Source organism: Flavobacterium antarcticum DSM 19726, from assembly GCF_000419685.1.
Lineage (GTDB): Bacteria > Bacteroidota > Bacteroidia > Flavobacteriales > Flavobacteriaceae > Flavobacterium > Flavobacterium antarcticum.
Genome location: NZ_ATTM01000005.1, coordinates 86,626 through 113,616 on the forward strand (window position 1 = coordinate 86,626; position 26,991 = coordinate 113,616).

A 26,991-nucleotide genomic window follows, 5' to 3' on the forward strand; every position below is an offset into this window, starting at 1 on the left:
AGTATTAATTTTTTTGTTGAACTATTTTAGTGAGCTTTAACTTTTGAAAAATCTTCAACAAATTCAAAATTACTATTTAGCGGACTAAATCCATCGTTCAACACTGTTAAATTTAATCCTAAACCATACGGCACTTCAAAGGTATATTTAGTAAATTTGTATTTCAAATTCAGTTCTATGATTTATCCGAAAATTCCTTTGGCACAAAGTATTATTGAGATATTTGCCGCACGAGGAATCCATCAAATTGTCATTTCTCCAGGTTCTCGAAATGCGCCTCTAACCATCGGTTTTGCAAGTAACAATACCTTCGAATGTTTAAGTATCGCTGATGAACGTTCAGCTGCTTTTTTCGCTTTAGGAATTGCGCAACAAACTCAAAAACCGGTGGCGCTTTTGTGTACTTCAGGTTCGGCATTGCTGAATTATTATCCCTCTTTCGCGGAAGCTTTTTTCAGTCAAATTCCGTTAATCGTAGTTTCCGCAGATCGTCCCCACGATAAAATTGATATTGGCGACGGCCAAACCATTCGCCAAGAAAATGTTTTTGCAAATCATAGTTTGTTCAATGCCAATTTGAATGAAAATGTTTCTATTGAAAACGACCAACTCATTAATGAAGCCATTTCAAAAGCGATTTTAGAAAAAGGTCCAGTTCACATCAATGTTCCTTTCGAAGAACCTCTATATGAAACTACGGAAGATTTAGTGGTGAAAAGTGAAATTATTTCTGAAATCCAACCCGTTCTAGAATCAGAAAATTTGTCTAAATTTGCAAAAAAATGGAATGCTGCAACTAAAAAATTAGTGTTAGTTGGCGTGAATTTCCCAAAAGCAATTCAGCAAAATATAATTGATTGGTTGGCAAATGATCCTTCGATCGTTGTGTTGACGGAAACGACATCCAACTTGCACGACGAAACTTTTATCAATAATATTGACACCATTATTACGCCTTTTACAGCAGAAGATTTCGCGCATTTTCAACCTGAAATTCTAGTAACTTTTGGCGGAATGGTAGTTTCAAAACGGATTAAAGCATTTTTACGAAAGTACAAACCAACAGAACATTGGCACATTGATCCATTCAGGGCGTACGATACTTTTGGCGCTTTGACGCATCATTTCAAAACAGAACCTAATTTATTTTTTGAGCAATTTATACCGCTTTCGCAAAATGTAGAAAGTAATTATAAATCAGAAATAGATGGAATTAAGAAACTGCGTCAGATGAAGCAGGATATTTATTTATCGAAAATTCCATTTTCAGACTTCAAAGCTTTTGAGTTGATAATGCCGCATTTGCCGCAAAATTCGATGTTGCAAATTAGTAATAGTTCACCGATTCGTTATGCACAGTTAATTGATATTCATCCGAGTATAAGTGTTTTCTGTAACCGCGGAACAAGCGGAATTGACGGTTCGAGTTCAACGGCAATTGGAGCTGCTTTTGCGTCAACTCAGCAAACTGTTTTGATAACCGGTGACATCAGTTTTCTGTACGATAGTAATGCTTTATGGAATCAATACATTCCTAAGAACTTTAAAATTATTCTTGTGAATAATGGAGGAGGAGGAATCTTTAGGATTTTGCCAGGTCACGAAGAAACGCCCGTTTTCAATCGGTTTTTTGAAACATCGCATTGTTTTACCGGCGAACATTTAGCTAAAATGTTTCAGTTCAATTATTATACGGCTTCAAACGAAACTAATTTAAAGGAGAATTTAGAAACGTTCTTTTCGGAAAATGACAAACCTGCGATTTTAGAAGTCTTTACACCTACTTTATTAAATGATGGTATTTTGCTTCAGTTTTTTAAGGAGTTAGTTTAATTAGTCTATTTATAGCACCACGGTTAAAACCGTAGCCAATGTTGAGGTATAGAGAAAAATGTATAAAAATTTTAGCTAATTTCTGTTCGATTTGTAGTTGGCAAAATACCAGAATATTGCCCACGGTTTTAACTGTTGAATGTGTTTAGTTTTAGTATTCGTGTGAGGATATGTGCTTTCCTCGAACTAATTTTTTAGTCTGCAAAATATCAGAATATTGTCCACGGTTTCAACCGTGGGATATTGCAAAGAAATATAATCTGTGCACATTCTTGCAATCTGTGTAAAATTCAAAATCACATTACCTTCTTTAAAATCAATAAATTTCTTCTAATTATTCAATAGAAGTAATTCGTGATAATTCATGCAATTCGTTGCTAAACTTTTACTCAAATTCCTTGAAACCAAAAGCGAATAAAGTTTGTACCTTTGCACTTTAGAAAATAAGATTATGATTCAAATAGGAAAATACAATACGCTACAAATATTACGGGATACAAAAGTGGGACTCTTTTTAGGTAATCCAGAAGAGGATCCGGAGGGAATTCACGACATTTTATTACCGAATAAATATGTACCGCATGAATTTGAATTTGGTCAGGACTTAACCGTTTTCATCTATCTGGATCATGAAGAACGTCCGGTTGCCACACTTTTAGAGCCGTACATTTTACTAAATGAATTTGCGCTTTTACGTGTAAATTACGTTAATCAAGTAGGTGCTTTTATGGATTGGGGAATGGAGAAAGATATTCTAGTTCCGTTCAAAGAGCAAGCACGTCCGATGGAAAAAGGAAAGCGTTACTTGGTTTATTTGTACATGGACGAGAAAACAAATCGTTTGGTTGCGTCAAGTAAAACAAATCAGTTTTTAAACAACGACAACTTAACGGTAGAACGTGGCGAAGAAGTTGAACTAATTGTTTCGCACATTACCGATATCGGAATCAACGTAATTATCAATGAACAGTACAAAGGTTTGCTTTATAAAGATGAGGTTTTTGATGATTCAATTCGTACGGGAGATCGTTTGAGAGGTTATATCAAACATATTCGACCTGATAATAAAATTGATGTTTCCCTTGAAAAAATTGGTTACGAACGCATCGAGCCGAATGCAGAACGCATTTTAGATGAACTTCGTGCAAGTCGCGGTTTCTTACGTTTGAACGATAACAGTCATCCAGAAGACATCAAAACGGTATTGCAAATGAGTAAGAAAACATTCAAAAAAGCAGTTGGCGCTTTGTATAGAGATAAAATTATCGAAATTAAAGACGACGGAATTTACTTGGTAAAAGAGTAAATATTAAGTATAGAAAGTAAGAAAGCCGTTTTTAATGCTAAAAACGGCTTTTTTTATTAGTGTAATTTTGAAAAGTCAACATTAAACTACTTCTATATCTGGATTAATTTCGCGTAAAGCGACAATAAATTCTTCCTTGTCTTTTGGTGAAATGTAGATGTCTGCAAATTTATCATAGTAAATAATCAGTCCATTATTTCCTAATGCGGGTTTTAAAAGGCTATTGCTGTACCATTTATTCCAATATTCCACCTTTCTAATTTTTGAGATTTCGATTTTTCCACGGATTGGCCCTGAATAATATGATAATATATTTCGGTCGATTTTATATTTGGTATCTAATAAAATCCAAACCAACATTCCTGTTATTAAATATAGAATTACTATTCCGAAAATTGGTAATTTTTCAACATCTAATTCGCTTTCAGGTATAAAAGGAATTGCCAATAAAAAAATAATGATAAGCCAAAGCAGACTTACCATTATATAATTTTTTGAGGATTTGAAAACTTTCATTACAAATTCAATTCTTTTTTAGTGTTTTTCAACAATGCATTTTTATGTACTAGTACCGAAATGGCTTTCAGTTTTAAATAAGGAACGCTCATGTAAATATAGCCTGCATGACCGATATACTTTTCGTCACTTCCCCACGAATTTTTCACTTTATAATATTCGTTTCCTTTTTGATCTTTTACTTTTCCCACAATATGCATCAAATGGTCGTCCATTGTATTGTAGTTTTCAAACTCTTGTTGGCGAAATTCAGGAGTAATTTTTTTCTCTGTTTTGATTTCGGTCAAAATGGTTGTTTCATCACTCTCGTTTTCGGGGATTACTGCAATACCGTATTTGCTTGAAAATGTTTTTTCGCTAACGTCGGTATCTAGTGCTAACGTGTAGCCTTTTTCCAAAGCATTGTCAATATTGCTTACAAATTCATTTAAAGGTAAATTGTAAAAAGAACCGTTAGAAAAATTATCTGGAACGTCTAAAACAAAGGTTTTATAATATGGTTCGTTGGTGAAAGAAGTAATCGTCACGTAGTCATCAAGTTTCAATTTGGTCATTTCCAAGAAAGTTTTTGGAGTGTATTTCTTGCCTTCGAAAGTGAATTCGGTGATATCTTGACCCATATATTTATCTAAAATAGCACTTACTTCAGACTTCCAAATTGGATCTACTTTCACATCAGGATTGGCATGCTTTTTAACTACCACTTCTAATTCTTCTACCATTTTTGAATGGTCGTATTTTGAACTTGTACCCACTAATCCTGGATAAACACTTTGCGGCACCATTCCAGCAATTCTCGCGCTGTTAATTACATCATGATTTAATCCGCCTTCGCCAAACTGTGCTTTCCCTTGTCGCATCACATAATTCCATGCTTTTTTAGGATACGTATGACGCACATTGTACATTTCAGACAAGTCTATTTTCTTTCAAGTTGTTCGCGTGATTTCAGCTTCTAAAAATGAAGTTGATGAAAAACTCCAACACGTTCCTGTATTTCCTTGTGAAATTACCGGTTCTGCATCAATGTCTTTTATGGTTTGAAATTCATATTTTTGAGCTGAAACAGAGAAGGCGAAAGACATTAAGGCGATCGTTATGAAATGTGTTTTCATGATGTATTTAATTTTTAATAAGAACTAAAAGTATTATTTTTACGCTAAAATAAGATAAAAATGGCAACTATAAATTGGAAAACTGTTAAAGATTTTGAAGACATCACTTATAAAAAATGCGACGGAGTAGCGCGAATTGCTTTTAATCGTCCCGACGTTCGAAATGCTTTCCGACCAAAAACAACCGCCGAATTAATCCAAGCGTTTCATGATGCCCAGGAAGATACGTCGATTGGTGTGGTTTTACTTTCGGCAGAAGGACCAAGTTCTAAAGACGGAATATATTCTTTTTGCAGTGGTGGAGATCAAAAAGCCAGAGGAGCTCAAGGTTATGTAGGAGAAGATGGTTACCACAGATTAAATATTCTTGATGTGCAACGGATGATTCGTTTTATGCCAAAAGCAGTCATTTGTGTGGTTCCCGGTTGGGCTGTAGGTGGAGGACACAGTTTGCACGTCGTTTGCGATTTGACGTTGGCCAGTAAAGAACACGCAATTTTCAAGCAAACGGATGCTGATGTTACCAGTTTTGACGGAGGTTACGGTTCGGCTTATTTAGCAAAAATGGTGGGACAAAAAAGAGCACGTGAAATTTTCTTTTTAGGAAGAAATTATTCGGCTCAAGAAGCTTTTGACATGGGAATGGTTAATGCAGTCATTCCGCATGATGAGTTAGAAGATACTGCTTTTGAATGGGCTCAAGAAATTTTAGCAAAATCGCCAACATCTATTAAAATGCTGAAATTCGCAATGAACTTGACTGATGATGGAATGGTAGGTCAACAAGTTTTTGCTGGAGAAGCAACTCGTTTGGCCTATATGACTGAAGAAGCAAAAGAGGGTAGAAATGCATTTTTAGAAAAGAGAAAACCCAATTTCGAAAAAAAATACCTTCCTTAAATCGATAGAACGTAAAGAAGTATTTAATGGAATAAAAAAAAGCAATTGTAGCTAATGATTTAGATCACGACTACAATTGCTTTTTTTGTATGGAAAAAAATTTTTAATTGGAACGATTCAAAGGGAACCCTACGCCGAAAAATACACGTACTTTATTGACATCGTTGACCCAAGAAACATCAAAAGTAACAGGTCCCAAAATGGAGTTGTAACCTAAAGTTACACCAGAAGTGAATAAGAAACTTACGTCGTTATAATCTTGCCAGTGGCCTTTCGCCGGAATCATATTATTAACGTAATTATTTAAACTGCCGAATCCTATTAAAGCCATATCAACATGAGGGATCGCGTATAATTTTGGTTTAAAGTTATACTGCAATCCCAGATTTATTTTAGTGAATTGAGTAGCGAAAATTTCACCTTGCTGAATCCCAGATAGTGCAAAATTGTCTTTTCTTGGATCTGGTTGATTTCCTCCAAGTGTATATTTAGCTCCTAGTCCAAATTTCGAAAACGACACATCATTGCCTTCTTCATCATCTACCACTAAGAAATTTCCTGTAGCACCAAGAATCGCTGTGATTCTTCCATTCAACGGGAATCGCTTTTCATAGTCTAAACCTACTTTGCTGAAATTTGCAAGTGAACCATTTTCTTTAGGTGCATTAGAATCTGAAAATTGCATTTCCACTTTATTGTTGACTGATCTGCTAAAATTCACTTTAAATGAAGCACCATCCGTTGGGAATGAAGTCATATTTAATGTATTGTACACAAAATGAGCTCCAACTTGAATTACGTCTAACGAATATGATTTTAGCTTTAATGAAGTTCCTCCAACTTCAGGAGTCAACTTTGGTTTTAAATAAGAATTTTGATAATTGACGTTAAAACCAACATAGCTGGTCATTGAGGTTATGTTTCGATTGACCTGATTTTCAAATTCAAAATAACGGTAACGTACTTCGTCTTCCTTTCGGTTGTTGAGGTAAGCCTCATGTGTTAATCTTTGTCCTAAAGCTTCCGTTCGCCACCACCAATTTCTGTCGTCTCCAAAATTTTTCTGATGTTGCACTCTAAATCGAGGCTGTTCTGCCACATCAAGTGTAACTAATGAACGTGATGCCGCACCTAAAATATTTCTTCCTGTGTAGTTGACAAGAATACCTACTCCATGAAAACTGTCGTAATGTAGCGAACCTTTTACTTGATGTTTCGACCGTTCAAAACCATTAAATTGCAACCCTAGTTTTCCGCTTTTTGAAAATGGTTCAAATGTTATTTGGCTAAAAATTGTGGTACCCATCGCACTATTAATACCATCAATAAGTTCTTGTTTGGTGTAAATTTGCCCGCTGTTGATATTGGTTCGCGCTTTAACTAACGGCATGTTTGTCCTACTAATACCTTTGTAAACGATTGTGTCAAGACGCATTTGTTCTCTAACAAATGGAATTTCAACCGTTTCTTTTCTGTAGTCTTTTAAACGTTCTGAGAGTGCTAAAAGTGCCTCACGATTGTCGGCGACTCCTAATTTTCCTTCTTTATAAATCTCTTGATTTCTTTGAAAATCTGTTGTTCCATACGTTAAGTGTTCCGTGTGATTGATTAAAATATCGCAAAGTTCACGATTTTTTGGATTCTTTAAATGACTGCTCATCATTCCGGCCTGAAACAACAATGACGATATACTTTCTAATTCCTTTTTGCCCATCATTCCATCACCTACATCGCTACCAATTATAAAATCGGCTCCCATATCTTTAGCAACATCAACAGGGAAATTATTTAAAATTGCACCATCAACTAACAAAGTTTCCTTAAAAGGAACAGGAGAAAATACGCCTGGTAACGACATACTGGCACGCATGGCAATTGCTAGTGACCCACTTTTTAAAACCACAACTCTTCCATTTACGATATCTGTAGCCACTGCTCGAAAGGGAATTGGCAATTTATCAAAATCGTCAATATTGTAACTTGGAAAAGTAAGCAAGGATATAAACTGTCTCAAATTTTGATCGTTTAGAAGAAATTTTCCAATTCCTACTTTCCCTTTGACATAATCCATCTCCACTAAGTAGCGATTGAATTCGGTTTTTTCTTCAACACTCACATTTTTTAAAGAGACACGTCCTCCTATTAGTTCTTCCCAATTTGCTTGTTTGACGATAGCGGCAATACTGTCACCAGAATAACCCATTGCATAAAGTCCACCAACGACACTTCCCATGCTGTTTCCTACAATTAAATCGGGAACAATGTTTAACGAATCCAATGTTTGCAACAAAGGAATATGTGCGATACCTTTTGCACCACCGCCACTCAGGACTAACGCTATTTTAGGTTTTTTTTGTTGTGCAAATCCGTTAAAAGAAAACAGAATAGAAGCACATGTTGCGATATAAAACAAAATGTTTTTTGAAGAGAAACCTTTTCTCATAATTTGTTGGTTATTCGTGAAGTAAGTGGTGTGAAAATTTAGAAACAAAATTAAAGATACTATATTTTGTGAAATAAAAATTTAATGTGTTGCAAATAATATTTGTCAATAAAGCATCTGAAATTATATAATAGAAAGTGCAAAAGTCTACTATTTAATTCAATTAATTTCACTTGTGGCTATCATTTTTTAAACCTATATATGCCGGGTATTTTTAAATTTTTAGGCAACAGTAGTATAATGAAAGTTTTTTGATTCAAATTTAAAAATAAAAACTGCATAACAAGAATGCTCTCGCTATGCAGTTTTTAACTTTATAAAATATTTTACGAAGTTCTACCTGCCAAAACTATACCGCACACCAAAATTGAATCCAATACCACTTGCATTTACAAATTGTGTTGGAATTTTCCGAACAGAATTTGGGTCAGAAACGCCTTGAGTATAATCATCTGAAAATTCAAAATGGGTTTCATTTTTAGGTAAATCTGCCAATTGTTGCCCCGGAACGAATACAGTTCCGTTAGGAGTTATTGCAGTCGTTTCGTATTCTTTTATTTCTGCAGTTTTGCTTTTTATGCTTAAATTTTTGAATTCAAACTCGCCAAAGACATGAAGTCGCGGTCCTATTGGATAAGTCACACCTAAAGCGCCAGCATAACCCAAACTGAATTTCGCTGTTACTTCCGTTTTCGCGCTGACATTTACGTCAACTCCCGGACCTCCGGCGTTTGGAGCATATGCATCGCTGTCAATATATAATTTCCCCACAGCAGGAATTAAAAATCCGATTCTTGCGTATGGATTTAATTTGCTAAACGCTGGAGTAATATAAAGCGCTGGCATTAAGTCTAACCCTTGAAGGTGTGCTTTGGCTTCCGACTGCATCAGTGGACTCGTTAATTTTCCGATCGTTTTTTCTTCACCAGTAAAATAGTTAAATCCAAGTTCAGCCCCGATATATGGATTGAACATATAACCGAAGGTTAAGTTCGCTTTGAAACCACTTCCCAAAGTTCCATTTAAGGCTTTTATTCTCTGGCTTCCATCAGCATTAACAGTGACATCTGTGGATTGCTGTATCATCGTCAATCCATTTGGATCCGCATTATTAAATTCTGTTTTTCCAGATTCCATGGAGTATCCACCGCCGCCTCGAACATAAAATTCCTGAGCTATTGTCTTTGTACTTGCAGTTATTGCAACCAATGTGAATAAAAAAACACATGTCTTTTTCATTTTACTAATTTTTATATTACTGATCTATTTTCTCTTACCTTAAATTTCTCGTATTTCAAGGCACGATGGAAGGTAAGAAATTTGAATTGAAGGTTTTTTCTTATTATAATAATCTTAACAATTTAGTAATTCCAATGACAACACGTTATTTTTGATGAAACCAAAGGACAATCGTGTAATTTTTAGAAGTTTATTTTTTTGTACTTTTACCTTGTTAAACAGTGGTCCATTGCCGATAATTGACATTGAATCAAGCAAAACATAATTTATTTACTAATTACAATTTAATGGAGCAATTTTCAAATAATACAATCGATATTAAGCAATTACCTCGTTTTGAAACCGTAGCGTTTCAAAAACTTGAGCCTAATTATTGGAAAGTTGTCCTGATTAATCTTTTTATTACCGTAGCTATTTTAAGTATTGGACTGGGAATAGTGTACTACTTGGTCGATGAATTCCGCAAAGAAGCAATTTACCTCGTGATCACTTTAGGAGTGATAATCGCGATCACTTTTGTATTTTCACGCATCAGTTTTGTGAAAAAAGGTTTTGCTTTTCGGGAACACGACGTTCTTTTTAAAAACGGTATTATCGCCACAAATACAATTATTATTCCTTACAATCGGGTTCAACACGTCGCTTTGCACGAAGGTTGGTTGTCGCGCTATTTTGGCTTAGCCAAAGTAGAGATTTTTACTGCTGGCGGAAGTTCAAGTGACATTAAAATCCCAGGTATTGAAAAGGAGCAAGCCGAGAAAATAAAGCAATTGTTGATGGGTAAAATTCAACAACAACTCTAATGATAGCTTCTTTTAATCAACCGCAAAGACAATCTAAAGTCGGAATTTTAGTGATGTTTTTCTACTCGTTGCAGAAATTAGTACGAGTGTTTTTTCCGCTTTTGGTGTTGTTTTATGTCAAGAGTGAAAACTTAAATTTACTTTTAGTAATTCCGGGATTGTTTGTAGGAATAGCTTTGCTTGCTGTTTTTGCCTATTTTCAATATCTCAACTTTACCTTTTATATTGACGAAGAAAATGAAGAGTTTATCATCAGCGAAGGCATTTTTAATAAAACAAAAACGGCCATTCAGTTAGAGAAAATTCAACAAGTGAATATCAATCAGTCGCTGATTCAGAAAATTATTGGTGTTTATGCCCTAGAAGTGGATACGGCAGGAAGTGCGAAAAAAGAAGGTTCTATTAAAGCCATTTCTCATAACTTAGCTTTGGCGTTGAAATCAAGATTGTTGGATAATGAAAAGAAGGTCCTTCAAGATTATTCTTTAAATTTGGACGTACCGCCGATTGCTTCTCAAGAGCCGAAACCGTTTATTAAAATCAGCTTGCTTACTTTACTGAAAATCGGAATTACTTCTAACTACTTGCGAAGCATTGGACTACTATTTCTTTTCTACAGTTATGTACAAGAAAATCTGCGTAACTTTTCTGAAACTGATTATTTAGACGGCAGTCAGCTCGACGATTTTTTTGCTACACAAAGCATTTTGCGAGCGGTTTTAATTGTTGGAATCATTTTGATTGCAATTGTTTTAGTAGTTAATATTGTTCGGACAGTTGTAAAGTTTTTTGATTTTACAATATCAAAACAGAAAGGTTCTCTACTTTTAAGTTATGGTTTGTTCAATACAAAAGGAACGATTATCAAACCTGAGAAAGTCCAAATCACAACCATTACTCGCAATTTTTTTCAACGAAAAATGGATATATTAGAGATAAAAATCCAGCAAGCAAGTAGCGGCGAATTAGAAACAAAAAAAGATGTTACGGAAATTCCGGGATGTAATGAAAATGAAAAAAACGACATTCTAAAATTGATTTTCAATACCATTCCTGAAAAAGGTGTGATGATGAAACCCAACTGGCGTCGACTGGGATTTTCTTTTTTCCTTGGAATAATTATACCGCTTTCGTTCTACTTTGGATTCGGAACCTATCTCGAACCTTTAGCGTTTGATTATGCATTTGTAGCGGTGGGATATACTATCTTTGTGGCAATTATTTTGATCTTTAGTTATCGTAATAACCGTCTTTTTGTGAGTGATAATTACATCAACATTCAAAGTGGCGCTTGGGATGTTGACAACCGCATTATCGAAATAGGAAAAATTCAAGCAGTGACAACTTCGCAATTATTTTGGCACAAAGGACCTGATATTGGTTCGTTGACAATTCATACAGCAGGAGGAGACGTTCACTTTTCGCTAGGAAATTTTACAACCGTAAAAAACTATGTTAATTTGTGGTTGTACACGGTAGAAACTAAAAATATAAATTGGATGTAAATCCAAAAATAATTAATTTTAATTAAGAAAATAATAAAAACTATATGAGACATTGGATTGAAGCAGCTCGAGTGAGAACCTTACCACTTTCGGTTTCGGGAATAATTTTAGGAAGTATGTATGCACTGGCTTATCCTACAGATAATATCTTGACGCCAACAGAGGTTTTTAATTGGCAATTATTTGGTTTCGCGATGTTGACAACTTTAGGATTGCAAATTTTATCTAATTTTGCGAACGATTATGGAGATGGAATTAAAGGTACCGATAACGAACACCGAGTGGGTCCAAAACGTGCCATTCAAAGTGGCGTTATTTCGGCCGCATCTATGAAAAGAGCGATTGTTATCACCTCGGTTTTAACATTCATTTCTGCCATACTGCTGATTTATTTTGCATTTGGCATTGACTACATTTGGTACTCGCTTATATTTTTAGTACTCGGAATTTTAGCAATTATTTCGGCAATTCGGTATACGGTGGGAAATACAGCTTACGGTTATTCAGGATATGGAGACTTATTTGTGTTTATTTTCTTTGGACTTGTAAGTACGTTAGGTGTTAACTTTTTATATTCAAAACAGCTTGATTGGTTACTGGTTTTACCTGCAGTCGCAATCGGTTTTTTGAGTGTTGGTGTATTAAATTTGAATAATATGCGAGACATTGAATCTGATAAAATGTCCAATAAAAACACGGTTGTAGTTAAGATTGGAATTGAAGCAGCAAAGAAATATCATTATTTTCTAATAGTTTCTGCTATGGTTTTAGTGCTGATTTTTGCAATTTACATCGATTTTAATAAAGACGTCGAGCCTGAAAAATTCAACTTTGACACGTATTTTTTCATCGTTGCATATTTTCCGCTAATCAGTCATTTGATCACAGTTTATAAAAATAAAAATTCAAAACTATTAGATCCAGAATTAAAAAAATTAGCAATCAGCACATTTCTTTTGGCCATTTTGCTGTCGTTGAGTTTAATTTATTTACTTTCAGATTTAGTAGTTGATAACGTATAAATTTCCAAAACATGAAAATAACATTTTACGGACATGCTTCTTTAGCAATTGAAATCGCTGGCAAAAACATTATTGTTGATCCTTATATTTCTCCAAATCCAAAAGCTTCTGATATTGATGTCAATGCTTTAAAAGCAGATTACATTCTACTAACGCACGCTCATGGAGATCACATTGCAGATGTAGAAACAATTGCTTCAAACACGAATGCGACAATCGTTTCAAACGCAGAAATTACCGGTTATTACGATAAAAAAGGATTTAAAACACATCCTATGAATCACGGTGGAAGTTGGAATTTTGACTTCGGAAAAGTGAAATTTGTACAAGCTATTCATTCCAGTAGTTTTCCTGACGGCAGTTACGGCGGGAATCCAGGTGGTTTTGTTATTGAAGGCGAACATAAAAATATTTACATTGCCGGAGACACAGCGTTAACCTTTGACATGCAGTTGATTCCACTTCGTACAAATCTAGATTTAGCAATTTTACCTATCGGAAACAACTTTACAATGGATGTTGAAGATGCGATTATCGCTTCCGATTTTGTCGAATGCGACAAGATTTTAGGGTATCATTTTGATACTTTTGGTTATATCGAAATTGACCATCAAGAAGCAGTTAAAAAGTTTTTTGATGCAGGAAAAGATCTGATGTTGCTGGAAATTGGTGCTTCAATCGAATTGTAATATTTTTTGGAGCGGATGGCTTGGGCTTTTTTTGGGTTCCATTTTCCCGCTTTACACTTCAATCTTCTCGTTCCGAACCCCGGAACAAGAAGATTTCCGCTGCAAATGTGAAGCATTCACTGAACACAGATAAAATAAGGGTAAAGTGAGGTAATCGGGGCTATTTAATAATTTTCAGGATTTTATGAAATCATCATTTTTAATACTACTTTTCTTTTTCACGATCTCAATTTCCGCTCAGCAAACGGGATATTGGGACAAAGCTCGCGTAACTACAAAAGAAATTTCTTTGAGTGCTGGAAATCGAGTTTCAGTCAAATCTGAAGATTTTCCCAAAGGAACTACTGAAATTATTTACCGAATTACTTTGTTAGACGACAACCAGCAATTAGCAACCAGCTTGGTTTCTTTATTGAAATCAGTTCCTGATCCTTCAGGAATCAGTCAAGGTTCCGCTGGAGCCGTTTTCTTGATGTCAAAGATTTCAGGCGACGATAAATGTACCTATGCGTTGTTTTCGTCAGAGGACAATGCCAAAAAATATAAGGATTCAGGTACATCTGATGCTGCTTGTTATGTTCAAAACACGCCTTTGAGTAAGGAAGCGAAATTGTTTTCAATAGAAACTTCAAAATGTTTGAAGGCAAATGCTCAGAATATCTGGTTTGCTTTTGAGAGTAAGAACTGGCTCATGAAACAAAAAATTGTTTTAGAAGTTGTGCCTTGGGTTGATTATAAATTGAGTAAAGGTTGGAGTCAAGCGAACAAAAAATCCATTTTAGATTTGTGCAAAACTTCTGACCTGGCTGAATTAATGGGAAATTCAAATGATTTTTGCGTTTGTATTTTAGACCAGTTTGTTCAGAAATATACGTTTCCTGAATACCAGAAACTTTTGGCAGCTGAAAAATCAAAAGCGTATAAAGATTTTGGGGCAAAATGCCTCCTAAACAAAGCAGAAAATCAAACGATTTTAAACAGTGTTCGGGTAAATTCGTTTCAGCACTTTATTGATAAAAAATACGACAAAGCAATTCGCTTGCTGCAAGTGGGATTGATCGATAACGGCAATGGAAAAGCTGCTGATTATAACGCGTTGGGTACTTATTATATCTATTCAAAACAATATGGTAAAGCGATAAAAGTGTTGAAAGAAGCCGAGAAAATGGATGAATCAGAATTGCTGATCCAATTGAATTTAGCACATGCGTACTTGTTAAACGACGAATACAGTGAGGCTAGAACGCTGCATAAAAAATATAAAAACCAGAATGTTTCGGCTACGGAAAGTTGGATCGATCGCACGAAAGCTGATTTTTCGGAAATGAAAACAGCTGGAATTCAGTCGGATAATTTTGAGCGCATTTTAAAGTTGATTCAAGAGTAAAGACATGATTGTAGCACGTTATCAAAAATATGTGTTGGATTTTAAAAGAGCTTCGGGAACTTCCCGAGGTATTTTGACACAAAAAGAAACTTGGTTCTTGATTCTTGAAAGAGAAGGTAAGAAGGGAATTGGTGAATCCGGGATTCTTCGGGGTTTAAGCATTGACGACCGACCGGATTATGAAGAAAAGCTGCAATGGGTTTGTGATAATATTCACTTGGGAAAGCAAAATTTATACGACGGCTTAACTGAATTTCCTTCCATTCAATTTGGCGTAGAAATGGCTTTTTTATCGTTAGAAAGTGAAAATCCTTTGGAGTTATTCCCGTCAGACTTCACAACAAACAAAAAAAGCATTCCAATAAATGGCCTAGTTTGGATGGGCGAACCTTCTTACATGAAGGAACAAATTGAGCAGAAAATTGCAGAAGGTTTTAACTGCATCAAACTTAAAATTGGCGCTATTGATTTCAATAAAGAACTCGAATTGCTGCAATTCATCCGAACGCATTTTGATGCAAAAACAATTGAAATTCGGGTAGATGCAAATGGAGGATTTTCGCCAGAAGAAGCACTTTCAAAATTAAATCAACTGCATCAATTCGATTTACACAGCATTGAACAACCCATTAAGCAACATCAAATTGCTGAAATGGCAGAGTTGTGTAAACAAACTCCTTTCCCGATTGCATTGGATGAAGAACTAATCGGGATTTTTTCGCTTGACGACAAAGAACGAATTTTACAAGAAATTAAACCACAATACATTATTCTTAAACCAAGCTTGGTTGGCGGTTTTCAGGGCACACAAGAATGGATTACGCTCGCTGAAAAATATAAAATAGGTTGGTGGATTACTTCCGCTTTGGAAAGTAATATCGGTTTGAATGCGATTGCACAATTTACATTCGTACTTCAATCGCCAATGCCTCAAGGTTTGGGAACAGGTGGTTTATATACTAATAATTTCGATTCGCCATTGGAAGTAAAAGAAGGTCAGTTGTGGTATAATTCAGATTTTAAGTGGTCAATTAATCTTCCAAATTTCAATTTTTAGATTCGCAATTCTAAAAGAAAAGTTAAATACTACGCAAACGTGTTAGTTTGCAAACGATAAAGCAAATCAACTTATTTAGAAGTCCTATATTAGCACCGCAAAAAACAAGGATTCTTGTTTTTGCGAATGACTAACTATTTAATTAATTCACACATGTTTAAAAAAATTATTTTATTCGTTACCCTTTCGATAATGGTAATTCCGGCAACGGTTAAGGCCGACGAAGGAATGTGGTTTTTGATGTTCATCGAACGTTTAAATCACAGAGATATGCAGAAAATGGGACTTCAATTGACTGCAGAGGAAATTTACAGCGTAAACAATTCAAGTTTGAAAGATGCTATTGTGCAATTCAACGGAGGTTGTACTGCTGAAATTGTTTCGAATCAAGGTTTGGTTTTGACCAATCACCACTGTGGATATGATGCGATTGCAGAATTATCAAGTGAAGAGCAAAATTATTTAAAAAATGGATTTTGGGCAGCGTCTAAAAAAGACGAATTGAAACCTAAATCATTATACGTTCGATTCTTTGTTCGTATGGACGACGTTTCAAAAAGAATGTTAGCGGTTGTTAACGAGAAAATGACTGAAGCTGAGCGTGAAAAAGCGTTAAATCAGGAAATGGCAAAAATCCAGAAAGAGAATGACGAGGGTGGAAAATATACGGTTTCTGTTCGTCCGTTCTTTCAAGGAAATGAATATTACTATTTTGTTTATCAAGATTATACAGACGTTCGTTTAGTTGGAACGCCTCCAGAAAGTGTTGGAAAATTTGGTGGAGACACTGACAACTGGGAATGGCCACGTCATACAGGAGATTTCTCAATGTTCAGAGTGTATGCAGATAAAGATGGAAATCCTGCAGAATATGCTGCAGAGAACGTGCCTTTGCAACCAAAACACCATTTACCTATAAGTTTAAAAGGAGTTCAAGAAAATGATTTCGCAATGATTTTAGGTTATCCAGGTCGTACAAACCGTTGGATGCCGGCTGGTGGAATTGAGCAAAACGTTAAGTTTGCTTATCCGGCTTGGGTTGAAGGTGCAAAAGTAGGAATGGACAACATGAAAAAATACATGACACAGAACGAAACTGTGAATTTAATGTATGCGTCTAAATTTGCAGGAACAGCAAATTATTGGAAGAACCGTCAGGGAATGATTGACGCGTTGACAAAATTTGGTACTGCAAAAACAAAAGCGGGCCAAGAAGCTAAATTTAATAAATGGGCTAATAAATCAGCAAACAAAGCGAAATACGGAAACGTAATTGCAACTATCAACAAATATTACAACGCTACAGACAAAAAATCAAGCCACGACAGTTACTTAATGCAATTGTTGCGAACTTCAGCTTATGGAGCGATGCCGGCTAATTTTGGAAATGGTTTGATGCAATATGCTGCAGAAAATGAAGCGAAAAGAGCAGAAATGTTACCTCGTTTTAATGATGCAATTGAGAATGCATATTCTGAATTTTATGCTCCTTTAGAAAGAGATGTTTTGGCAGCTCAATTGAATTTATATGCAGCAAAAGGTGCAGCTTACGGATTGCCTACAATGATTGCCAAATTGAAAGCAGAGAACAACGGTGATTTTACAAAACTTGTAAATGATGCAGTTGAAAAAAGTGTGTTTTCAAGTAAAGAAAAATTAGAAAACTATTTAAAAAATCCAGATGCGGAAGTAATTAAGAATGATCCTTTGTTTCAAATTTCATCAGATTTGATGACGCAATACCGTGCGAAATCAGATGAATTAGCTGCTTTAGATAATGATTTTCAAAAAGCATTTAGACTTTTGGTAGAAGGTTTGAGAGAATCTAAATTAAATCCAATTAGTTATCCAGATGCAAACTCAACACTTCGTTTGACTTATGGAAAAGTTAGAGCTTTGCCAGCTGATAAACGCAACGATGCGAAAATCAACAACTATACGACAATGGACGGAATGGTAAAGAAATACAAAAAAGGCGATGCCGAATTTGATATGCCAACCAAAATTATCGAAATGAACAAAGCAAGAGATTACGGTCAATATGCCGATAAAGAAGGTTTCATGCCAATCAACTTTTTGACGGATAATGACATTACAGGTGGAAATTCAGGTTCTCCAGTATTAAACGGAAAAGGAGAATTAATTGGTCTTGCATTTGACGGAAACATTGAAGCTATGGCTGGTGACGTTATCTTTGACCCAAAATTACAAAGAACAATTAACGTTGATATTCGTTACGTACTTTGGATTATTGACAAATACGCGGGTGCTAAACACATCATTGACGAAATGACAATTGTGAAGTAATTTACGTCAGAAGTATAATTTAAGAAACCCGAAAGTAGAAATGCTTTCGGGTTTCTTGTTTTTACTCTTTCACTATTACTTTGCTATTCTCGGAATGTGCCGAAAACTCTGGAGCATACATGCTTTGAAAAGTCGAAATTCCATTATTGAAATTTCCTAGATTGGTCACTCTCAAATCGTATTCTACGATGTAAGTTCCTTTTTGTAATCGGTCGAAAAAGAAGTTGGTAGAAACATCTTTTGTGCTTTTGTAATAACTGAAATTTCCTTTCCATTCGTATTTTGAAATCACATCGACGGGTTCTAAACACGAAGCACGTAAGTCTTTCAAATGAACAAACTCTAAATCATTTTCGGTTTTAATTACTAAGCGAACAGTCAATAAATCACCCACTTTCAAATTTTCGTTTGAAATCGCAATCAATTCTTCTCCTTTTGAAGTGTTAACTTTTTTAAACAACTTTTTATCAATTGAAATAGCTTGAGTCGAATCTTTCTTGATGTTTGCTAAAGATTCAAAATATTGCAAATACAATCCACCAAAACCAGCAACATTTGACTTATTATCTATAGAAATACTGCCCATTTTTGGAGTTATTTCTTCTGCCTGATATTGAATTTTTAAATAGCCTGCATTTTGTTCTTCCTCTTTGTTCGAGATTTTTTGTGTAAATAATTTCTCGTCTCCAATTTTAATTTTAGTGTTTTCTTTTAGCGAAGTCAAATCACTTCCTTGACTCATCAATGCATAAACGGCTTCTGTAGTTGATTTTGTAGAAGACCAACGATTCGTCTGCTTGTTTTTAATCAGCCAGACTTTCATAGCGTCAATCGTTTTGGTGTCTTTGTCAATTTCGGCGAAAGCCTCAATCAATAATGCTTGTGTCGCAATGCTAGATTGATACCAACTGTAACCTGAATTATTTTCAACCCAATACATGCCAATTTTATCGTTATTGGAAACCGTTTCTTTTAGACTTGCAATAACTTTTTTGGCAAAGTCTTTTTCATTAAAACGATTCATAATTAATGCTAACAAACCTTTTTCATACAGTGAATAAGAAAGCCAATCTGTTTTGCATTGTTTTAATTGCAACTGAATTAAAGAATCTGTGTTCGTCGAAACGGAATAATCTTTCAAATAAAAACTTCGTGTGTATAAATAATTTAAATCCAAAGTTGAAGGTCTAATTATTTTATTTTTTTTCGAATAATTAGCAACAAACTTGCTGTCCAAATTTGGAATTCCTTTTGAAACAATTGTTTTATATTTCAAACTATCATCAGGAAATGAACTAATCAAATGTCCAATTCCAGTTAATATATATTGCGAAATATAACGGTCTTCCGTTCCACCGCTAAACCAAGGAAAACCGCCACTTGGCAGCATTTTATCTTCCAGTTTTTTATACGTCTCCGAATTGTTTTGCTTTAAAGTATTCAAATCCATTAAGATTGCCAATCGCTTATTTTTCTCCGCGTCCGATTCTGTGTCGAATAACCAAGGTGTTTCAGCGATTACGATTGATTTGAGTTCTTCATTCATCTTCAATTTCGAAACAACAGATTTGTCATCTTTCCATTTTTTGAATAAATGCTCCATTTTCGGATTCGTTGAAATAATTTTTTCAGCAATACAGTTGGCGTAATATTTTGCAAAAACTTGTTCGGAACATTCGTGTTCATACGTCATCAAATAAGGTAACGATTGTAATGCAATCCAAACCGGATTTGACGTATATTCAAAAGTTAACGCATGATTTTGCAAAGTCGTTGACGTATTATTCGTGAGATTTTCGATTGTGAATTCTCGTTTCGTATTTCCTTTCAACCAAATCGGAATGCTTTCAGTAATCAGAATTTTATCAGTTAAAACGGGTACAATATTTTCTTCACCGTCGCTCACTGTTCCTGATTTTGCAATCACTTTATAGCGTAAACCTTGAACGTCTTCAGGAATGGTAACTGTCCAATTTACAGAAACACTTTCTTTAGCTTTACAATTAAATGGTTTAACATTGTCAGAATTCATTGTGATGGAATCAATTGCAGTATTAGTTGCCGCATCAAAAAGTAATAAAATAGCGTTTCCAGATTTTGTTTCATTTGTCATATTTACGATTTTGGTCGAAAACTGAATCAGGTCTTTTTCTCTTACAAATCTTGGCATATTTGGCATAACCATAATGTCTTTCTGCGAAATAATATCTTTCTGAAAGTAACCCATCTCTGCTTTCTTATTGTGACCAAATAATCGTAAACGCCATTTAGTTAAAGATTCTGGAGTAGTAAAGCTGAAGTTGATATTACCTTTTGAGTCTGTGGTCAGGTTAGGGTAGAAGAATGCTGTTTCATCAAAATTAGTTCGAGTTTTAACTTGTTCTAATGCTTTCATTTCATTTTTAGTAGTAATCACAAGAACTCCATTTTTACCTTGACTGCCATAAATTGAAGTAGCGGCAGCATCTCTTAAAACAGCTACAGAAATAAATTCAGCTTGATTTAAATTCCGGAAAGCTTCTGGAGAAATAGGAACGCCGTCGACAACAATTAACGGTTCGTTACTGCTATTTGTTGAAGAAGCCCCTCGGATAAATTGTTCAATTTTAGCAGAACCTGGTTGTCCCGAAGCAGATAAGATAGTTAAGCCAGGAGCACTTCCAGCAAGGCTCTCTAAAAACGAAACATTGTGCCGAATCGTTTCAGAGGAAACAGTCACTGCAGATGAAGTTTCGTTTTTAGTTCTCGTTCTGCTGTAGCCAGTGCTTGTTATGAACACTTCGTCTAAGTTATTGTCATCGCCTTCTTCAAGAACAACATTTAAACTTTGGTTTTTATCAATAGTTATGTAAACTGTTTTAAATCCAATATAACTAATTATTAAAACCTCTCCTATTGCAACATCAATTTTAAACTGACCATCAAAATCACTTACCACAAATCGCTTGGTACCTTCCACTGCTATAACTGCACCTGCTAACGCTTCGGAAAACCCTGAAACTAAACCTTGAATCAACTTAGCATTTTGCGGAATAGAAGCGGTTTGACTCACTTTTTTTAAATATTGTTCATTTATATACTTGTTAGCATCAGCGAATGAAAACCCAAACCAATTAAGTTCAGGACTGAAGTTTGCCGTATTGTAGTAATTTGTGGTGAAATATAAATTTCTAAAACCAACCGTGTTGTTGTACCAATTGCTTGTCTTGTAATTAACTGATGGGAATTGGTTTCTTCTGTAAAAGTCTCTTAACGTCCAGTTGCTTGTGGCAAATTGATCTAGAGAAGTGTCGTACATACTCGCTAAAACTTCCGACTGCATTTTAGAATTTTTAAGAACGAATGACCAATTTTCAAGACTTCCTGGTTCAATTTTATTCCGCATACTGACCATTTCGAAATCTAATTGGTTTTTAATCTCTGCTTTTGCAATCGTAATTTGGTCTGAAAAATAAGTGTTTTCCCAAAAAGAAGAAAAGTGAAATTGAATGTCGTTTGCAAGATTAACTTTCCTAGGAATTTTTAGTAGAGCATATCCTTTATTTAGCTGAATTACTGTTTCTGAAATTTCGCTACTACCATCAAACATTCGGGTGGTAATGTATAAATCAGGTATGACAGATCTAGTTTCGAAAGTATAATTATTTTTGTCAGATTCAATTTGACTATAATTAAAAAGCGAATTATGATCTGCTTTCTTGTTCTTTGAAATTAATTTAAATGTTCGGTCTTTACTAATTTCATTGCCTTTTTGGTCATTCGCTTTTAAAACAATCTTGTAATTGGTCAAATTAAAATTTTTGAGAAAAGACAAGTCGATAATAGTAGATTTTTCTGTGTTGAAAGGTATAGTCTTTACTTCGTTCTCAGTTATTTCAATATCTTTTTTATCGTAAGCTTCGTTGGGAAATAAACGTTCGAATTCTATTCTATCAATAGTATTTAATTCAGGAAATCGCTCCTTTTTAATTAGAAATTCTTTTTTATTTTGTTCAATAAAGGTGATTGTTCCTTTTGCTTTAATTGGAAAATCATTCAAAGTTGTGGCTAAAATTTCCAATGTGTTTTTATCTTCCTGCAGAAGTTCTGAATTAATATTAAAGTTTAATTTCAGCATTTCTTGTCCTACAATAATAACAGTTGACTGCGTTCTTGTTTCTCCATTTAAATCAGTAATTGTAGCTTTTATTTGAAAATGAATAGCTTTTATGTGTGAGTCGGGAATAGAGTCATGACTTGCCCTAAATCTGATTTCGAAATTACCGTTTTCATCTGTAGTAGTTTCACATGTGCTATTATTAGAATTATCATCAAAGTAATTTTTATTTGAATGCACATTTTTTGAAAATGTATAGGATACTTTGGCGTTTGTCAAATTGCTTCCCGCAAAAGTTTTCGCTGTTCCTTTTAATGTAATTGAATCACCAAGCGTGTAATTCTCGGTTATTTTATCAAATAAGATTTCAAATGTCGGTCGTTTATATTCTTCCACTTGAAATTTAAAACTTTGATAATCATCATAGTCAGCCTTATCCCAAAATGAATGTTCATCTTCCTTCTTGTCGTAGTATTTGCTGTCAATTTTAGAGTCTTCTGGTTCTTCAATTTTCATTCTAAATTGACCAGTAAGTACGTTTTTTGGAATTTCATATTCACCCGTGAAACTTCCAAATTCATTCGTTTTTAATTCGAATGTTTTAACTTCATCATTATTAGCATTCTCAATTATTACATGTACGGTCAAGTCAGGAACAACGCTTTTTACATTGTTTTTATTTTGAAACATATATCCTTTAAAAAACACTTTTTGTCCCGGTCGATAGATGGCTCTGTCGAAAAAAAACCATAGACTTCGCATCAAAATTTTCGTCGTCTTGCGATTCACGCGTTGTGCTTTTTACATACGTTGTATAAAGCGTATCTCTTTCCTTTATAAAAAACAAATCGCTGTATGAATTTGAGTTCTTTTCCGTTAATTTAAAATTTGCTTTTCCAGTTTTGTCTGATCTGACGGACGACGTGTCGTTTTTGATAGTTGCATTTTCAATTGGTTTTCCAGTTTTTCTGTCCAATAAATTAAACGTATCAAAATCATTGTTTTCTTGTTGAACAAAATTAATGTTCGAAATTTGAATGGACTTGAAAGCGTAAGCAGGTTGGGAAGTGTAATATGGATTTTTTGTTTCAAAGAAAATTAAATAATGTCCCATGTCTAAATTATCCATGAGAATTTCGGTAGTGTACTCGAAATAGTCTGTTTTATTGGGTAGCACTTTAACTGTGCTTTTTACTGCTTTATTATTCTCAATATAATTTAAAACCAGCGAATCATGATTGATGCTTTTTGCGTTATTGTTTTCGTAATAAGGTCTTCGAAGTTGCAACTCCGAGTACATTGAAACTGGGATTTTATAGTAATTTACCTTAATCGTATCCACATTTTTGAAGGTCACGAAGGCGCGGTAATTTTGATTCAGATAAAAGGCATCTTCTAAGTAGATGCTAATTCTTTTTTTAAGAATTTTTTCTTTTAGAATTTCCATATTTGCTTTCGCACTCGGATTTTCTTTTTGATTTAAAACCGATTCAATAAGCGATAAAACTGCTGTATAATAGTTTTTCTCACTGATTTTAGTGGTTGAATTATAATAGTGATTTGCAAAGTCAACTTTGATATCCTGAAGGAGGTATAAGTCTGTAGTTTCCTTTTGCAAAATTGCGAGCTGGGAAAAATAAAATTCTTTGTCTTCTATGAATTTTGAAAACCGATTCATGCGGTCATATTGCAACGAATGAATTTCTTTGGGACTATTTTTTAAAACGTACTTTTCATTTTTTTGAAAAATTTCAACAATGTTTTTTAATTCTATATTTGAAATTGTATCAGCATTGAGTTTCTCAAATTCCTTTGAATCCGATAGCAGAATCGAAATGATTTTTGTCGAATTTTTCTCATTGAAATCTTCCAAATCATAAAAGTAATACTTCAAAGTTTTATCCTGCAGAAAATCGTAAACCGACCATTTCTTAGCATCGGTGTAAGGTGAGATTTCAAAAATCGAACTGTACTCTTTAATGGAAACTTCATGAAGTTGTATTTCGTCTTTCAGTAATAATGAATACACTTTACTAATTTCTTTTTCAAAATCATTTTGAGTCCATGTTAGAAAATCTCTAGAGTCCGTGACTGCTAAATTTGTTCGTTTATTAATCACATACCGATTTCGCTCGTAGTAATTTTCAAGAATGTTTACATAAATATAGTTGAGAAGTGCTTTTTTACTATCTTTTGAAATTGCAATTTCTTCAATTATGTTTTTGATTATGATAGATTGTGCATTTTCATCGCGAACTTTTAAAAACTTGGATTTGTAGAAAAAACATTTGATAATTTGGTCTTCTACGTTTTTACGTTTCGCTTTTTTATAAATTTTATCAACTACTTCGCTTGCTGATTTAACTTTTCCATCCAATTCGTATTTCATTACTTCGCGCCATTCTGCATGATAATCTTGTGCGAAACTGATTGAAAATGAAAACAGGAAAATCAGTAAAATATATTTTTTCATAAAATTGCGTTAGTTGGCATTGTGTGAAAGTAAGGCAAAGCACAGCCTTTATTTTTAGAGCTGTTTTTTAAACCCACGTAAGATATTAATTTTAATTGATTGAATGAAGTGGCTTATTAATATTGAAAATGAAATACTGTAAAAATTCAACATATTTACCGTCACTTTACAAGAATCATTTCTGAAAACCAAATGATATTCAACTGCAATTTAGTATTTTTGAAACTAAATAATTTTCAATGCGAACTTTAATTATTTTTCTACTTTTATTTGCTGTAAAAATGAATGCATCTGATTTTAATCGGGCCGAAATGCTTTTTAAACAAGAGAAATACGCTTTGGCGAAACCTATTTTTGAAAAAATTGTAAAGTCGGAACCCGATAATTACAAGGCAATCGAATATTTAGGTGACATCGCAGGACATTATAAAGATTGGAATTTAGCATTGAATTATTACGAAAAACTAAAAAATTCAAATCCAAAAGAAGCGAATTACCACTATAAATACGGCGGTGCTTTAGGAATGAAAGCAAAGGAGGGAAGTAAGATTGCAGCTTTAGGTTTGGTTGGCGATGTTGAGAAAGCTTTTCTAAACGCTGTTCAACTAGATGCGAAACACATTGATGCTCGTTGGGCTTTGATTGAGTTTTATTTGCAAGTTCCGGGAATTCTTGGCGGAAGCGAGAAAAAAGCACAGAAATACAGCGACGAACTTTTAGCTATTTCGCCAGTTGATGGATATTTAGCTCGTGGTTATATTCAGGAATATTTTAGTCGCTATTTAAAAGCTGAAATCGAGTATAAAATAGCGTTTGAAATTGGAAAATCGCAAACTACTTTTCAGAAACTATACAATTTGTACACCAATAAATTAAAGCAAACTAAAAAAGCGGAAGCTTTAAAGTTGGCTTTTGATAAATAAAAAAATTAAAAAATGAGAACTCATTTTATAGCAATTGGCGGAAGTGCCATGCACAATTTAGCTTTGGCTTTACACCAAAAAGGAGATCAAGTAACCGGTAGCGACGATGCGATTTTTGAACCTTCAAAAGCGCGTTTGGATAAAAAAGGCTTGTTGCCTGAAGAAATGGGTTGGTTTCCCGAAAAGATCAGTTCTGAAATTGATGCAGTAATTCTTGGAATGCATGCAAAAGCAGACAATCCTGAATTGCTAAAAGCACTAGAATTGGGCTTGAAGATCTATTCGTATCCCGAATTTTTATTTGAACAATCTAAAAATAAAACACGTGTGGTGATTGGTGGTTCTCATGGAAAAACCACTATTACTTCGATGATTTTGCACGTGATGCATTACCATAATATTGAAGTCGATTATATGGTTGGCGCTCAATTGGAAGGTTTTGATACGATGGTTCATTTGACTAAAGAAAATGATTTTATTGTTTTAGAAGGCGATGAATATTTGTCTTCACCAATTGATCTTCGTCCAAAATTTCATTTGTACCAACCCAATATTGCCTTAATTTCGGGAATCGCTTGGGACCATATTAATGTTTTTCCAACCTATGATTTTTATGTAGAGCAATTTGAAATTTTCATAAAGAAAATTACAAATGGCGGAATTCTAGTCTATAACGAAGACGACGCTGAAGTGAAAAAAGTGGCTGAAAACGCTACAAATCCAATTCGTAAAATTGCTTATAAAACTCCAGATTACACAGTTGAAGATGGAACGACTTTATTGTCAACACCAGAAGGTCCAATGCCAATTGAGGTTTTTGGCGCACATAATTTAAATAATTTGGCTGGAGCCAAATGGATTTGTCAGAACATGGGAGTGGACGAAGCTGATTTTTACGAAGCAATTGCCACTTTCAAAGGAGCTTCGAAACGTTTAGAAAAAATCGCTGAAACCAAAACTGCAGTTGCTTATAAAGATTTCGCCCATTCACCAAGTAAAGTAAAAGCAACCACAGAAGCCGTAAAAGCGCAATATCCAAACCGGAAATTGGTGGCTTGTTTAGAATTGCATACGTACAGTAGTTTGAACGCCGAGTTTTTAAAAGAATACGAAGGCGCTTTAGATGCTGCAGATGTTGCTGTTGTTTTTTATTCGCCAGACGCTGTAAAAATAAAACAACTTGAAGAAGTAACTTATGATCAAATTTCGGAAGCATTTAAACGAAACGATTTAATAATTTATACAAATCCGGAAGAATTTAAAGGATTTTTGCGCGAGTATGATTTAAAAGAAAGCGCTTTGTTATTGATGAGTTCTGGTAATTACGGTGGTTTAAATTTTGATGAGGTGAAGGGAATGATTTCTTAAATTTAGCTC

At 34.4% G+C, this 26,991-nt stretch carries 17 protein-coding genes and 1 pseudogene; 12 read left to right on the forward strand and 6 right to left on the reverse strand.

Going from position 1 to position 26,991, the window contains the following annotated elements:
• Positions 1 to 177 precede the first annotated feature (177 nt).
• Positions 178 to 1,833, forward strand: coding sequence for a 2-succinyl-5-enolpyruvyl-6-hydroxy-3-cyclohexene-1-carboxylic-acid synthase (gene menD / locus YWA_RS0109710; RefSeq protein WP_022828322.1), 1,656 nt, complete (start codon positions 178 to 180; stop codon positions 1,831 to 1,833).
• Positions 1,834 to 2,284: 451 nt separating this feature from the next.
• A complete protein-coding gene (locus YWA_RS0109715) occupies positions 2,285 to 3,139 on the forward strand; it encodes a CvfB family protein (RefSeq protein WP_022828323.1) in 855 nt (284 codons plus the stop codon).
• 81 nt (positions 3,140 to 3,220) lie between these two features.
• On the opposite strand, the gene YWA_RS14905 is transcribed toward YWA_RS0109715, so the two are convergent.
• Positions 3,221 to 3,622 (reverse strand): PH domain-containing protein, encoded by a 402-nt coding sequence (locus YWA_RS14905; RefSeq protein ID WP_169627254.1) that lies wholly within the window; start codon positions 3,620 to 3,622, stop codon positions 3,221 to 3,223.
• 32 nt (positions 3,623 to 3,654) lie between these two features.
• Positions 3,655 to 4,770 (reverse strand): annotated as a pseudogene (locus YWA_RS14910) (C1 family peptidase).
• 60 nt (positions 4,771 to 4,830) lie between these two features.
• On the opposite strand from YWA_RS14910, the gene YWA_RS0109730 reads away from it, so the two are divergent.
• Positions 4,831 to 5,670 (forward strand): 1,4-dihydroxy-2-naphthoyl-CoA synthase, encoded by an 840-nt coding sequence (locus tag YWA_RS0109730; protein ID WP_022828325.1) that lies wholly within the window; start codon positions 4,831 to 4,833, stop codon positions 5,668 to 5,670.
• Between the two features lie 103 nt (positions 5,671 to 5,773).
• Here the strand turns inward: YWA_RS0109730 and YWA_RS0109735 are convergent, their stop codons facing one another.
• Positions 5,774 to 8,113: a patatin-like phospholipase family protein gene (locus YWA_RS0109735; protein WP_022828326.1), complete on the reverse strand. Its 2,340-nt coding sequence runs from the start codon at positions 8,111 to 8,113 to the stop codon at positions 5,774 to 5,776.
• Between the two features lie 336 nt (positions 8,114 to 8,449).
• Positions 8,450 to 9,352 (reverse strand): outer membrane beta-barrel protein, encoded by a 903-nt coding sequence (locus tag YWA_RS0109740; RefSeq protein WP_022828327.1) that lies wholly within the window; start codon positions 9,350 to 9,352, stop codon positions 8,450 to 8,452.
• Between the two features lie 287 nt (positions 9,353 to 9,639).
• Here YWA_RS0109740 and YWA_RS0109745 point away from each other — a divergent pair, with 287 nt between their 5' ends.
• From YWA_RS0109745 to YWA_RS0109775, 7 genes are all read left to right on the forward strand, one after another.
• Positions 9,640 to 10,155, forward strand: coding sequence for a PH domain-containing protein (locus tag YWA_RS0109745; RefSeq protein WP_026718722.1), 516 nt, complete (start codon positions 9,640 to 9,642; stop codon positions 10,153 to 10,155).
• Entirely contained in the window at positions 10,155 to 11,660 is a 1,506-nt protein-coding gene (locus tag YWA_RS0109750) for a PH domain-containing protein (protein ID WP_026718723.1), read from the forward strand. Before YWA_RS0109745 ends, YWA_RS0109750 begins: the two co-directional genes overlap by 1 nt.
• Positions 11,661 to 11,704: 44 nt before the next feature.
• Positions 11,705 to 12,682, forward strand: a complete 978-nt coding sequence (gene menA, locus YWA_RS0109755; protein WP_022828329.1) for a 1,4-dihydroxy-2-naphthoate octaprenyltransferase — start codon at positions 11,705 to 11,707, stop codon at positions 12,680 to 12,682.
• A gap of 11 nt (positions 12,683 to 12,693) precedes the next feature.
• Complete coding sequence (locus YWA_RS0109760) at positions 12,694 to 13,371, forward strand: metal-dependent hydrolase (protein WP_022828330.1); 678 nt, start codon at positions 12,694 to 12,696, stop codon at positions 13,369 to 13,371.
• 184 nt (positions 13,372 to 13,555) lie between these two features.
• On the forward strand, positions 13,556 to 14,758 hold the full coding sequence (locus YWA_RS0109765; protein WP_022828331.1) for a tetratricopeptide repeat protein: 1,203 nt from the start codon (positions 13,556 to 13,558) through the stop codon (positions 14,756 to 14,758).
• Positions 14,759 to 14,765: 7 nt separating this feature from the next.
• Entirely contained in the window at positions 14,766 to 15,815 is a 1,050-nt protein-coding gene (locus YWA_RS0109770) for an o-succinylbenzoate synthase (RefSeq protein ID WP_026718724.1), read from the forward strand.
• Positions 15,816 to 15,968: 153 nt separating this feature from the next.
• Positions 15,969 to 18,122, forward strand: coding sequence for a S46 family peptidase (locus YWA_RS0109775; RefSeq protein ID WP_022828333.1), 2,154 nt, complete (start codon positions 15,969 to 15,971; stop codon positions 18,120 to 18,122).
• A gap of 61 nt (positions 18,123 to 18,183) precedes the next feature.
• On the opposite strand, the gene YWA_RS15365 is transcribed toward YWA_RS0109775, so the two are convergent.
• A complete protein-coding gene (locus YWA_RS15365; RefSeq protein WP_157505329.1) occupies positions 18,184 to 23,007 on the reverse strand; it encodes an alpha-2-macroglobulin family protein in 4,824 nt (1,607 codons plus the stop codon).
• Positions 22,916 to 24,691, reverse strand: coding sequence for a hypothetical protein (locus YWA_RS0109785; protein ID WP_022828335.1), 1,776 nt, complete (start codon positions 24,689 to 24,691; stop codon positions 22,916 to 22,918). The genes YWA_RS15365 and YWA_RS0109785 overlap by 92 nt, the downstream gene beginning before the upstream one ends.
• 239 nt (positions 24,692 to 24,930) lie before the next feature.
• Here YWA_RS0109785 and YWA_RS0109790 point away from each other — a divergent pair, with 239 nt between their 5' ends.
• Together YWA_RS0109790 and YWA_RS0109795 are read left to right on the forward strand one after the other, a co-directional pair.
• Positions 24,931 to 25,614, forward strand: coding sequence for a tetratricopeptide repeat protein (locus YWA_RS0109790; protein ID WP_022828336.1), 684 nt, complete (start codon positions 24,931 to 24,933; stop codon positions 25,612 to 25,614).
• A gap of 12 nt (positions 25,615 to 25,626) precedes the next feature.
• Complete coding sequence (locus tag YWA_RS0109795) at positions 25,627 to 26,982, forward strand: UDP-N-acetylmuramate--L-alanine ligase (RefSeq protein ID WP_022828337.1); 1,356 nt, start codon at positions 25,627 to 25,629, stop codon at positions 26,980 to 26,982.
• Positions 26,983 to 26,991: the final 9 nt, after the last annotated feature.

Coding starts and splice junctions, on each gene's coding strand:
- menD (WP_022828322.1), top strand. CDS start 178: ATGATTTATCCGAAAATTCCTTTGGCACAAAGTATTATTGAGATATTT.
- YWA_RS0109715 (WP_022828323.1), top strand. CDS start 2,285: ATGATTCAAATAGGAAAATACAATACGCTACAAATATTACGGGATACA.
- YWA_RS14905 (WP_169627254.1), bottom strand. CDS start 3,622: ATGGTAAGTCTGCTTTGGCTTATCATTATTTTTTTATTGGCAATTCCT.
- YWA_RS0109730 (WP_022828325.1), top strand. CDS start 4,831: ATGGCAACTATAAATTGGAAAACTGTTAAAGATTTTGAAGACATCACT.
- YWA_RS0109735 (WP_022828326.1), bottom strand. CDS start 8,113: ATGAGAAAAGGTTTCTCTTCAAAAAACATTTTGTTTTATATCGCAACA.
- YWA_RS0109740 (WP_022828327.1), bottom strand. CDS start 9,352: ATGAAAAAGACATGTGTTTTTTTATTCACATTGGTTGCAATAACTGCA.
- YWA_RS0109745 (WP_026718722.1), top strand. CDS start 9,640: ATGGAGCAATTTTCAAATAATACAATCGATATTAAGCAATTACCTCGT.
- YWA_RS0109750 (WP_026718723.1), top strand. CDS start 10,155: ATGATAGCTTCTTTTAATCAACCGCAAAGACAATCTAAAGTCGGAATT.
- menA (WP_022828329.1), top strand. CDS start 11,705: ATGAGACATTGGATTGAAGCAGCTCGAGTGAGAACCTTACCACTTTCG.
- YWA_RS0109760 (WP_022828330.1), top strand. CDS start 12,694: ATGAAAATAACATTTTACGGACATGCTTCTTTAGCAATTGAAATCGCT.
- YWA_RS0109765 (WP_022828331.1), top strand. CDS start 13,556: ATGAAATCATCATTTTTAATACTACTTTTCTTTTTCACGATCTCAATT.
- YWA_RS0109775 (WP_022828333.1), top strand. CDS start 15,969: ATGTTTAAAAAAATTATTTTATTCGTTACCCTTTCGATAATGGTAATT.
- YWA_RS0109785 (WP_022828335.1), bottom strand. CDS start 24,691: ATGAAAAAATATATTTTACTGATTTTCCTGTTTTCATTTTCAATCAGT.
- YWA_RS0109790 (WP_022828336.1), top strand. CDS start 24,931: ATGCGAACTTTAATTATTTTTCTACTTTTATTTGCTGTAAAAATGAAT.
- YWA_RS0109795 (WP_022828337.1), top strand. CDS start 25,627: ATGAGAACTCATTTTATAGCAATTGGCGGAAGTGCCATGCACAATTTA.